The sequence below is a fragment of the uncultured Algibacter sp. genome (genome assembly GCF_947490405.1).
GTDB lineage: Bacteria > Bacteroidota > Bacteroidia > Flavobacteriales > Flavobacteriaceae > Algibacter_B.
In genome coordinates, this window is sequence record NZ_CANLGU010000001.1 from 553,730 (window position 1) to 566,096 (window position 12,367).

The 12,367-nt window shown below is 32.9% G+C and carries 6 protein-coding genes; all 6 read right to left on the reverse strand.

Annotation, left to right across the window (positions count from 1 at the left end; genetic code table 11):
* Positions 1-143: 143 nt before the first annotated feature.
* The 6 genes from Q0772_RS02240 to Q0772_RS02265 all read right to left on the reverse strand — a co-directional run bounded on the left by Q0772_RS02240 (position 144) and on the right by Q0772_RS02265 (position 12,341).
* Positions 144-1,484 (reverse strand): endo-1,4-beta-xylanase, encoded by a 1,341-nt coding sequence (locus Q0772_RS02240; protein WP_298339726.1) that lies wholly within the window; start codon positions 1,482-1,484, stop codon positions 144-146.
* A 77-nt stretch (positions 1,485-1,561) separates the two neighbouring features.
* A complete protein-coding gene (locus Q0772_RS02245) occupies positions 1,562-3,190 on the reverse strand; it encodes a PKD domain-containing protein (RefSeq protein WP_298339730.1) in 1,629 nt (542 codons plus the stop codon).
* A 24-nt stretch (positions 3,191-3,214) separates the two neighbouring features.
* A complete protein-coding gene (locus Q0772_RS02250; protein WP_298339733.1) occupies positions 3,215-6,529 on the reverse strand; it encodes an FG-GAP-like repeat-containing protein in 3,315 nt (1,104 codons plus the stop codon).
* A 119-nt stretch (positions 6,530-6,648) separates the two neighbouring features.
* Positions 6,649-8,148: a RagB/SusD family nutrient uptake outer membrane protein gene (locus Q0772_RS02255; RefSeq protein ID WP_298339736.1), complete on the reverse strand. Its 1,500-nt coding sequence runs from the start codon at positions 8,146-8,148 to the stop codon at positions 6,649-6,651.
* Between the two features lie 10 nt (positions 8,149-8,158).
* Positions 8,159-11,248, reverse strand: a complete 3,090-nt coding sequence (locus tag Q0772_RS02260; protein WP_298339739.1) for a TonB-dependent receptor — start codon at positions 11,246-11,248, stop codon at positions 8,159-8,161.
* 184 nt (positions 11,249-11,432) lie between these two features.
* Complete coding sequence (locus Q0772_RS02265; protein ID WP_298339742.1) at positions 11,433-12,341, reverse strand: glycoside hydrolase family 16 protein; 909 nt, start codon at positions 12,339-12,341, stop codon at positions 11,433-11,435.
* Positions 12,342-12,367 lie beyond the last annotated feature (26 nt).

The window sequence follows — 12,367 nt, forward strand, 5'->3', positions numbered from 1 at the left end:
AACTTAACATAAGGTTTATATAATATCACTAATAAGCTTCAATAGAATCATTCATCAAGTATTGTTTTCTAAGTACTACTAAAAACAAAAAAAGAGACTGTTTTTAAACAGTCTCTTTTCTTTTTAAGAATAATTCTTTACTACTACCTAAAGCCTTCTATAAGACCTGTATGCGCTTTTTTAGGGGTGAAATCGTCATTATAAAACAAACCCCAATCTGGTTGACCCCAAAATGCAGGAAGCCATGATTCGCTATCTCTCATTCCCCAAAGCGTTAAAGCAAACTTATTTTCATCAGGAATTGCATTATAGATTTCTGCAACCTCTTTAGCTTTATTTTGTTGTGCTATTGCTCTTTGCTCAGTTAATGACGTAATATCATTATTAGGATTTACTCTAATATCTAATTCAGCAAAATGCATTTTTAATCCCCTAGACACGGTTCCGTCTACCACACTTTGTATTTGTGCTCTTCTGGGGAAATTGTAGGATATATGCATCTGAGCACCTACTCCATCAATTAAGTTTTTAGATTTTAAATCATCCACAATAGCAAACATAGCAGCTTGTTTACCACTATCAAAAGTAACATTGTAATCGTTGTAAAATAATATAGCATTTGGATCTGCGTCTCTGGCATATTGGTAACACTTCTCAATATAATTAGCTCCCATTCTAATTCTAAAAATTGAGTTCCTTAGATTGTTAGTACCGTCTTCAATTGCCTCATTAACAACATCCCAAGATCTTACTTTACCAGCGTATCTTTGCATTACTGTGGTAATATAATCTTTTACCAGAGTCTCAAACTCTTCATCAGTTCCAGAAAAATTATTCATCCAAACAGGTATGGAATTATGCCACACTAAAGTATGCCCATGAATATCCATGTTATTAGCAACACCATAGTCTACAATAGCATCTGATGCTGTAAAATCCAAACTGCCTTCAGTTTTATAAATCTGATCCATCTTCATTTCAAACTCTGCCGTAAGGCTATTAAACTCTCGGACTAAAACGGCATTATGACTTCCAGTTAAACGATCTGAGCGTACTGCCATACCCACAGAAAAACCCTTTGCTGCATTTTTTAGAGCTGGAGAGTCATCATCCCCAACAATAATTACTGTTTTACTAACTGCAATATCTCCATCTGGAGCTTCAACAGTTAATGTAACTAAATAATCTCCAGACACCGAGTAAACATGTCGTTCTGGGCCAGCACCATCAGGAACAGACTCACCATTTTCGGTAAACTGCCAATAACTATTTAAACCTGTAATTCCTGTAGATGTATTGTTAACTGAAATTTCAAACGTATTTGTTTCAGATACTGTGATATCAAAATCAACAGAAATAGGTATTTCACCTTCATCATCAACAATAACAACATTAATATCATCATCACCTCCACAAGAGAGCATGAAACTAAATAGTAATAAAAGTATTAATCTAAAATATTTAATTAGACTTTTTATTTTCATTGAAACAATTTTCTTTAGTAATTATATAAAAACTTTTGTTTGCCGTTTTATTATAAAACACAACTAATTTAATAATATTATGGTTTAATAATATCATCCATATAAAAAGTTCCTGTATCTGCAGATGGACCATTCACTATAAAAACAATTTGCGTATACGCCCCTATTTCATCAGGAGTCATTGCTTGAAAATTTGTATCGTCACCTGGCTCAAAAGCTCTTATAGCATTAGTAGCATAATTAAACGTTAATTCTTCCCATCCAGAACCAGTATGATTTGCTTGAACTTGTGCAGATCTTGCACCTGTTGGTGATACTTTTAAATCTACTGCAAGTGGCACAGGCACTTCAGAATACAACTTAATAGTAATAATCTTTTCATCAGTAGTTAAATCCAATAATGGAATATTAAATCCAGATCCTTGGAATTGCCCAGCGCCTCTTTGTATTTCTAAAACTTTTGCAGAGGTGTTTATTCCACTTGGAAAAGGATTATCTATAATTTGTATTGGTGCTCCAAAATCAAAAGACCCTTCTAATGGATCATTTTCAAAATTAAATTCATATGCAGGACCAACTGGAACTTCTCCTTGAGTTTGTATAAAATCATCTAAGAAAAATGTTCCTTGAGTGCTTCCGGGACCATCAATAAACATGGCTATTTGCCCATATTGACCAACAGGTATTAAGGGTTGTGAGTTTTCAGGATCGTTAGGCAAGAACACTTTTACAGCAGTAAAAAAATCAAATTCTAAAGTTTCCCAACCAGAACCTGTATGATTAGCAATAACTTCAACGCCCCTTTCTCCATTAACCCCACTTACAAACTGCAATGTAACTGGAATTGTGTTACCTGTGTCATTATAAACTTTTACAGATACTAATTTTTTATCACTACTAAAGTCAATAGGCGTAGGAAGACTGTATGTAAACCCTTCAAATGCATTGCCTGAATTCGTAATAGCTGCTACATTACTTTCTTCTTCATTTGTTTCAGATAGGTCTGGATTTATTACAATCTCTGTAGATACACCTCCAAAAGGATTAAGCGTATAATCCGTTAAAGGATCATCAAACGTTAATAATAAATCCAATGGTCCAGTTTGTATAGAAACTAATTCAATTATCTCATTCATTTTACCATTTTGAGAATTGCTTGCTTCCACAGTTACTTGAAAATCTCCACCATCAACATATGTATGCGTAGCAGTTTCATCATTGCTTAATGTTTCTGTAGTTCCATCTCCAAAATCAATAACAAATGTGTCTGCATTATCTGCTGAAGGACTTACACTTATTTCTTTAGCTGTTTCAGAAACCAACAAACCACTCTCTACATTTAAAATTGCTGTTGTTTCTACAAAAATATCTTGCGTAATTTCAGTTATTTTATCATTTGGTGATATGGCAAGGATTCTAATTGTGTAATTACCCTCAGGATATACATTAGTTGCCATTAAGTTTCTCCCAATAAGAGTTTCTGTATTGTTTGGGTCTCCAAAAAATATTCGAAAAGACGAAACACCTTTAGCTATTGGTGCTACAGTTACAAGTCCAGAATTATCAATTGCTATATCAACACTTACTTCCACCTCAGTAGGGGCTTCGTCTGCAAATAACACATAATTAAAATCATTCTCTTTCTCACATGACGTAGTTGCCAATATAAGAACGAAAGCGGTTAAAAGTTTTAAGAAATTTTTCATTATTAAATTAGTTTAAGTTTAATTTTAGTTATTAATTTTGATAAACTGTAAAAAATCGTTATTCTTTACAGAAATAGCATATTCAATGCTGTTTATTTTTATAAGTTTCATGTCTTTCACATCTCCTGTTGTGTAAAAACCACTTGATTTCGCAGTTATTGGTTTTAAATTACCTTTACCATCCCCTTTTAAAAACATTCCATATCCAGCATCTGCTCTTGGTGTTTCAACTTCTGATGCATACAAATTCCCTGCAGTTATTGCATCCAAATTACCATCTTTATCAAAATCTTTAACGAGGATTTGATTTATTGGACTTATTTGTACTTCATTGGGTAAAATGTGTTGTTTAAAAGAATTATTAGTGTTTTCCAAATACATACTTGCAAATGATTTCACTTGATAATGTATACCTTTTTCTAACTTATCTTCATCATAAACATCTGTTAATGTTGCTGTGGAATATTCGTTATAGGTTTCGTATTTCTTTTTGATGTGCGGCATTTGCTGCGAAGAGCATTCTCTTCCTCTCACCGGATACTTTTCACCATCATTGTAATAACTGAGTACAATATCATTAATATTATTACCATCAAAGTCGTTTAAATAAATATCGAAGGTTTCATCTTTTTTAGCTTTATACTTGTAGTTTAAACCTAAGTTACCGCAGAGTATATCCAAATCTCCATCTTCATCAAAATCACCTGATGATAAACTAAACCACCAACCTACTGTATCAGCTAGTCCTAACTCTTTTGTTACATCTTTAAAAACACCTTTAACGTTTTTAAAAACTGTTATAGGCATCCATTCTCCAGAAACAAAAAGGTCTTCCCATCCATCATTATCATAATCCAACCAAAGTGATGTAGTAACTAAACCTAATTTTGAAAAGATCGAGGCATTTTTATTGTTTATTTTAAACTGAGGTCTACCTGGTTTACTTACATTTTCTAACAAATAACTGTTTGCAGGGTAAGGATAATTTGCAGGAATTAATCTTCCACCAACAAACAAATCTAAATCACCGTCTTTATCAAAATCTTCAGCTGTTACTCTACTTCCACTTGTTGGTAACAATGGTAACGCAAATTTACTTTTCACGAAGTTTCCATTACCTCTGTTAATATATAGACGATCTTGAAGCATCTCAGAATTTGGTTTAAATTCGTTGCCTCCACTAACAATGTATAAATCGTTATCACCATCGTTATCGGCATCAAAAATTAAAGCACCTATATCTTCATAAAGTCTATCTTGAATAAGTATTTTTGTTTTTTGTTGTTTAAAACTGCCATCAGGTTCCTGAAAAAACATACCTCCTGGATATTTTGATGCAGCTCCAACATAGAAATCATCTAAACCATCATTATTTAAATCTCCAACAGCTATTCCTGGACCAAATTGCGATGTTTTATGAGGCAATAAAAGTTCATATTTAAAGTCATCATAAATATTTTCTTTATGCTTATAAATTGCTAGAGTATCTACAAAACTGTTAAAAACTATTGGATTTGAAGATGGTGTTGATTTAGTTATTTCTTTAGCATTTTCATAATTTATAGTAATAAATTGATTCGCTTTTACATCTTTTAAAATTTGTTTTTTACCATCTGGCCAGGTTATTTCAGCCCCATCAACATATTCTGCGTCTCCCAATCCAAAGTGTAAACTAGGTGCTACTGAGGACTGAAAACCTCTACTCAATGTTAATTCTTGGGTTTGCTTATAATCCTTTAAACTTAAATCTACACGACAACCTAGACCAAATTTATTGTCTTTTTTGTTTGAAAATTTAAAAACGATATAATTGTTACTTTCTGAGCTTTTATTTTCAAAAATAGTTGCATAATCATCTATATTATTTGTGATTATTTCTAAATCTCCATCGTTATCTAAATCTGCATACACAGCTCCGTTAGAAAACCCCTCATACTCTAAACCCCATAACTTATTAGCTTTTTCAAAGGTTAAATCTCTATTGTTTTTAAATACATAATTATCTATTTTTTCAGATGGTATTTCTAAACTTTTGGACAACAAACTATCTTTATGCTTTTTTCGTCCCTTTAAACCTGCAAAATAATCCTTATTATTAATTTCTCTTCGAGTTCCGTTGGATATAAATACGTCCTTCCATCCATCATTATCTAAATCAACAAATAAAGGTGCCCAACTCCAATCTGTAGATGAAAGACCCGCCAATCTTGAAATATCGCTAAATTTAGGAAGCGTACCGCCTTGGTTACCCAAACCAAGCTGCAATGTGTTTTGCATATATTGATATTGAAATCCAACATCTTCTATGTTCTTAAACATCAATGGATTCATACTAGCCATATTTGCTTTAGAACGCCTATTGGATTCAGCATCCATATCCATTTGTAAAATATCTAAAAGACCATCGTTATTAAAATCTGCAATATCTACTCCCATACCATAAAATGAAGTATGATTTGTTGTCTCTTTTATTTGATCTGTAAACGTGCCATCTTGATTATTTATATACATGCAATCTGGACTTCCAAAATCGTTAGACAAATAAATATCTTTATACCCATCTTCATTTAAGTCTGAGATAGTAACACTAAGAGATAAACTATAGCTTTTAACATTAGCTACTTCAGTCACTTTTGTAAATTTCCCTCCATCATTTTGGTACAAGTTATCTGTTTCATCATCAGTAACATGATCCATTCTCATTTTATAGTTATAGCTATTATAGTTAAATGGAGTAATTGGATAATTTGCTACAAAGACATCGAGATCTCCATCATTATCATAATCAAAAAACGAGGCATCAACACTATTCCCTATATCATCAAGCCCATATTCTTTAGCTTTTTCAGAAAACGTATTATCTCCATTGTTTATGAATAATTGATTTTCTTTTGGGGTAGATTGCCCACCAACCAAACAATAAATATCCAAAAAGCCATCGTTATTTACATCGGCCATTGTAGTACCTGTATACCAACTATTATCTCCTTTTAAATTTGCTGTTTCAGTAACATCTATAAATTTTAAATCTCCTTGATTTAAAAACAATTTATTTTCTACCATATTACCAGAAAAAAATAAATCTGTAAGACCATCGTTATTTATATCTCCAGCAGACACACCACCTCCCATGTATATGTATGGATAAGTGAAATAGTTAAGCGTATCATTTTCAGTAAGAGTATTTGAAAATACAATTCCCGTAGAATCTTTATTCAGTTTATTAAAAATAATTTTCTGTTCAGTTTTCAATTTATCATCAACCACAGCATCCTTTTTACAGGCTTGCAAAAAGCTTACAAAAAAAATCAAAAAGAGAAGAGACTGCTTTATTTTCATTATGATAAAGTAAAACACTTAAGTTTGTTTAGATTCATTTGTTAAGATAGGAGAGCAAAGTCAATACTTTACTCTCAACTCTCTTAACTGAAACTAAAACTATAATAATTAATTCTTAACTAGTAACCAGGGTTTTGATCACCTGGTCCTATTGCATCATTTGTATCAATTTCTAACTGAGGTATAGGCATCAGCCTATGAACATTAGGGTTATAACCTCTAGATTGCCCTGCATTATTGGTGGTTATTTCTTGAGCATCAAGATTCCACCTAACAAGATCATCAAACCTGACTTGCTCTCCACATAATTCAATCATACGTTCGTGTACAATAGCATCAAAAACACCTGAAGGGGTATCAACAGGGTAGCCTGCTGCGTCCATTTCAGGAGTACCATAAAGTGGCATTTCTACTCGTTCACGAATTTCATTTAAAAAATCGATAGCACCAGGATCATTATTTAATTTGTGCTCAACTTCTGCTTGCATTAAAACAACATCTGCATAACGTAGTACTCTTGCATTTGTTGAACCATTTTGCATGATAGTGGCATTATCATAAAGTTGCGAAAATTTAAACCATCTAATATTACCAGCATTCCAAATTAAATCGTTATTTGGACCATAAGGAACACCATTTTGAAGAATGGCTAAATTTAAACGAGGGTCATCATCTTCAAATTCAGCTAATAATTTATTTGAAGGATTTAGGTTACCCCAAGCCGTATACTCTTGAGCATGCCATGTCACTTCAGAAACACCAATACCAGTTTGAGACCATAAATCTTGCTCAGTGGCATCACCATTAAATGAAACTTCAAACATGGACTCGTCATTATATTCTCCAGATTCGTTGAAATTATCTGTATAATCTTCCAATGGTAATAATGAATAGTCTGTAATTTGCGAAAAGGCTGCTTGAGCTTCTTCATACATTTCTCTGTGTAAGTAGACTTTACCTAGCATACCTAAAGCTGCACCACGAGTAGCTCTACCATTTTCTGTAGCACCTTTTGGAAACAATAGTTCTGAAGCCATTTTAAATTCATTAATAATCACCTCATATACTTGATCTACACTACTTCTAGGTTCAGGGGTAATAGTAGCCTCAGATTCAAGTAATAATGGTACGCCTCCATAACGTTTTACTAAAAAGAAATAATACAAGCCTCTTAAAAAATGTGCTTGTCCTAATGCGTCTTCAATATCTGATTCAGTGAAATTAGATGTAGCCAATCTTCCTCTCATGGTTTCCTCTCCTTCAAGCACAAAATTACAAGCACCAATACCATTGTAACAATTGTTCCAATATTGAGTTGTTTGCGGTAAAGAAGGTGTCAAGGAAAAATTAAATGATGTTACAAAATTAGGATCTCCACCAGATTCAGATTCATCTGAGAATGTATCTGGTAAAATATACCCATACCTTTGGTATAAGCCTGCGTTCTGTAATTGTGCATAAGCGGCGTTTGCAGAAGCTTCAATTTGTGCAAGTGATTCAAAAAAGCTATCAGCAGAAAGTTCATTTGTGTTTTTTACAGCAACATCATCATCACAAGAAATCACCAATAATGAGGAGATCATGATAATTATTGTGCTAAGTCTAAATATGTTTTTCATCTTTTTTTTTTTAAAATTCTAATTGTAGTCCTAATATAAAAGTCTGAGGTCTTGGTGCCTCACCACGATCAATGCTGGTTCCTTGCAAGAGTCCATTAGAACCATAAAACGGTGCTATTTCAGGGTCTAACCCCTCATAACGTGTTAAAGTTACTAAATTTTGCCCTTGTACGTATAGCCTTGCTTTTGAAAGTACACCCTTGAAAGTATTGTTCAATATATCAGTAGGGAAAGTATACCCAATTGTAAAATTTCTTAATCTTGCATATGATGCATCTTGTATATAACGTGTAGATATAAAGTTATTTTCATTATTTCCTTCAAATCTGAATCGAGGTATATCTGTAATATCCCCCGGGTTTTGCCAGCGTCGTAGTACATCTGTACTGTGATTAGTTACATTCTCCTGTCCCTGCAAAAACCATATATTTGAATTTAATGCATCTACTCCAGAAACACCTGTTATCAGCATACTTAAATCAAAGTTTTTATATTCAGCTTTTATATTAGCGGAAAATGTAAAATCTGGATTTGGATCACCAATTACTAGCCTATCTTTATCATCAATATCACCATCGCCGTCTACATCTCTATATCTCACATCCCCAGGTCTTGGTTTAAATACAGCGTCAGAGTTTGGATCTAAATTATCTGCTCCTAAATGATCTATAATTTCTTGTTCTGTAGAATATACACCTTCAAACTCTAAACCATAGAAATGGAATATTGGTTCGCCAGGAGCCAATCTACTTAATTGTTCTGAGAATGGTGGATTAAAAGATGCTTGTCTTAATTGTTGGGTAACGGATCCTAAAGTAATTACATTACTTTCAGATATAGACACATTACCCCAAAAACTCCATTTAAAATCTCCTTCGTAATCGTTATACCCTAAAGTAAATTCCATCCCTTCAACTTCAACATCACCAACATTCTTTGGTAATACAACACCACTTTGTGAATCACCAGGAATACCAGCAGAAGGTCTTTGCGCTTCTCCAACAATTAATCCATCACTACGATTCTTAAAATAATCTGCAGCAAATGTTACTTTATTATTCCATAACCCTAAGTCAAATCCATAATTCTGGTTTATACCTTCTTCCCAAACCAAATCACGATTGTTAGCTCCTACTACAGTAAAACCTGGTTGTCTTACGCCATCAATAGGATAATTAAATCCTGGAGCTACTGATGGGTCGAATTGATTTACTCGACTACCTGAGTTAGGTAATCTGTTGTTACCAGTAACACCATAACTTGCTTTTAATTTTAAGTTATTAATTATACTATTCTCTAGAAATTTCTCTTTTGAAACTATCCATCCTACTGAAGCTCCTGGGAACCAACCTATGCTATTTTCAGGCGCAAAATATGAAGACTTATCTCTACGTATAGACGCTTGTAAAAGATACTTACCGTTATAGTTATAACTAAAACGTCCTAAATAAGACAGTAATTTAACAGGTATGGTAAAACTATTAGAAATACCATCTTTAACTTCTGGAATCTCTGATGTTACGTTATTATTTAAATCCCCTGTTAAAACTTCAGTTTTATCATTTTGTTGTTCTGCAACAAGTGTAGCATCAATATTATGATTTCCAAAAGACTTACTGTAATTCAAAGTATTCGTTAAAATTGTTGATGTTGAATTCGTTCTTCTTTTAGAAATAACTGTGTTTAATTGTCCAAACTGACCAGTAGTAGTAAATGCTCTACTGATATTATCTTGAAAATCATATCTACTATTTAAACCAAATTGAGACCTAAATGTTAATCCTTCTGCTAATTTAAATTCCGCATACAAACTTCCAATTAAAGATGTTGCTCTATTTAGATTATCTTCAGTCTCTTGAACTCTAACTTGATTTCTAGAGTTGTTAACATCACCAGCATTAGGTCCTGCAAAACTACCATCAGGATTCCTAACTGGAATATATGGCGCAGCAGCAATAACATTATAAAGTGGTACACGACCTCCACTTGTTTGAGGCGCTATAGTCTCTGTGTAACCGTAAGCAAAAGTTTCTCCAATTTTAAAGTTATCACTTATTTTAGCTTCACTGTTTGCGTTAAAAGTGTAACGTTTAAAATTTGTATCTATATATATACCATCTTGATCAAATGCTGAAAATGAAAAGTTATATTTAGCTTTTTCTGTACCACCATTAGCTCCAAAATTATAACTTTTCAATAGTGCAGTTCTAAATAAAGCCTCTTGCCAATCGTTATCAATACCATTTCCATCAAACTCAGGGTTATTATTTATAACACTTACTAATGTTCCCCCTTCATCTTGCGCATTTATTTCCTTAATATATTGCACATACTGTTCTGTGTTTAACAAATCATACCTTTTGTTAGATTGCTGAAAACCTGTATATGTACTAAAAGTAAATGATGTTTTTCCTACTATACCTTTTTTCGTAGTAACTATAATCACACCATTAGAACCTCTAGAACCATAAATAGCTGCTGCCGCCGCATCCTTTAAAATATCAATTTTTTCTATACTACCTGGGTCAATATTATTAATACTTGTAGTAAAGACACCATCTACAACATACAAAGGCTCGCCATCACCAAACGTATTTAACCCCCTTATACTTACTAGAGTTCTAGAACCTGGGGCACCTCCAGCTGAAATATTAACACCAGCTGCCCTACCTTGCAAAGTTTGTGATATATCCGCTACTGGAATTTCACTTAGCTCTTCTGATTTTACTGAAGATATCGAAGTTGTTAGTGTGGACCTTTTTTGGGTTCCATAACCAACAACTACAACCTCATCCAAAGATTGAATATCCTCTTCTAATACAATTTTAAAAACCGATTTACTATCAACCCTAATCTCTTTAGTGATGTACCCAAGAAATCCCACAGAAATAACTGGATTATTAGAATTTAAAGTAATAGAAAAGTTTCCATCAAAATCTGTAGTTGTTCCATTGTTTGTACCTTTTTCTATTACAGTAGCTCCAGGTAAAGGAACAGATGACCCATCTGTAACTACACCAGTAATTGTTTGTGCTACTAGAAAATTTGTAAACATTAAAACAACTAGAAATAGTAGTTTTTTTGAATAATACATTGTCATAATTTAGTTTAGTTTAATTTAGTTTAATTTAGTTAGTCTTATATTTTTTATGGTTGAAATACAAAAAACATAACACTCGAATTATCAAATTTAATTTTAATCTTAATTTTTTGTTAAGACAATTGAAGCAACATTTAGTACTTTTTACGCAATACCTTGTTTTTATTGACTTTAAGCTTTGTTATTAACGCTTATAAACTTTCACCCAGTCTACTTGCATGCTAGAAGTATTAACGAAACCATCTGAATTCACACCTTCAAAAAAACCACCTCCTACAGCAAGATTCAATACAATTTGCTGTTTGTTTCCAAACAACTCTGCTACAAAATTTTTAGAATCTGCATTATAGGTATGTAAAAGTAGCCCGTCAAATAAAATCTCTAAACTATTCGCTTTCCATATAAGTTCATACACATGGAAGTTTGATGTTAAGTTAACTCCTAATTCATGAGATTTTGATGTATCTTCATTCTTAGTTATAGGCATATTAGCCTCTGTTCCGTAAAATATGTTTGATTGAAATCCGGTAACTTGATTACCTCTAGCCTCTAATATATCTATTTCGCCTTTTGTAGGCCAAGGATCGGCATAGGTCCAAAAAGCTGGCCACATACCATTACCATTAGGTAATTTTATTCGAGATATTATCCTGTACTCGCGTTCACTTTCAGCATCTGATGGTCCAAATTGCGTTTTAGATTCTATTCTTCCTGAAATATATTCAAAATTTTTAGGTGTTGCATCAAACGGACTTGTTGCGCCACTTACCATAGCTTTTTGGGCATTTATGGTTAGTAGGCCATTTTGTAAACTAAGCTGCTCGCTTCTATATAATTGAATTTCATTATTAAAAGCCCCACCGGACCAAATATTCCATTTATCTAGATTTGTATCAAATTCTTCTTCAAATACTAAATTCCATTCTGTAGCATTCATATCGCCGTCATCATTTGGAGTATCAGGCTCATCATCTGGTGCTTCTTGTTCAACTTTAACAACTTCATTATTATCGCTAGAATTAGAACACGTATAAAAGCATAAGATAACTACAACACCTATTAATGACATTAATTTTATTGTATTTCTATTCATGACATTCTAAACTTGTAATTGAAAAA

What these genes read in the sequence shown, in the direction of transcription:
- Q0772_RS02240 (WP_298339726.1), bottom strand. Translation starts at nt 1,484, where the DNA reads ATGAAAATAAAAAGTCTAATTAAATATTTTAGATTAATACTTTTATTA.
- Q0772_RS02245 (WP_298339730.1), bottom strand. Translation starts at nt 3,190, where the DNA reads ATGAAAAATTTCTTAAAACTTTTAACCGCTTTCGTTCTTATATTGGCA.
- Q0772_RS02250 (WP_298339733.1), bottom strand. Translation starts at nt 6,529, where the DNA reads ATGAAAATAAAGCAGTCTCTTCTCTTTTTGATTTTTTTTGTAAGCTTT.
- Q0772_RS02255 (WP_298339736.1), bottom strand. Translation starts at nt 8,148, where the DNA reads ATGAAAAACATATTTAGACTTAGCACAATAATTATCATGATCTCCTCA.
- Q0772_RS02260 (WP_298339739.1), bottom strand. Translation starts at nt 11,248, where the DNA reads ATGACAATGTATTATTCAAAAAAACTACTATTTCTAGTTGTTTTAATG.
- Q0772_RS02265 (WP_298339742.1), bottom strand. Translation starts at nt 12,341, where the DNA reads ATGAATAGAAATACAATAAAATTAATGTCATTAATAGGTGTTGTAGTT.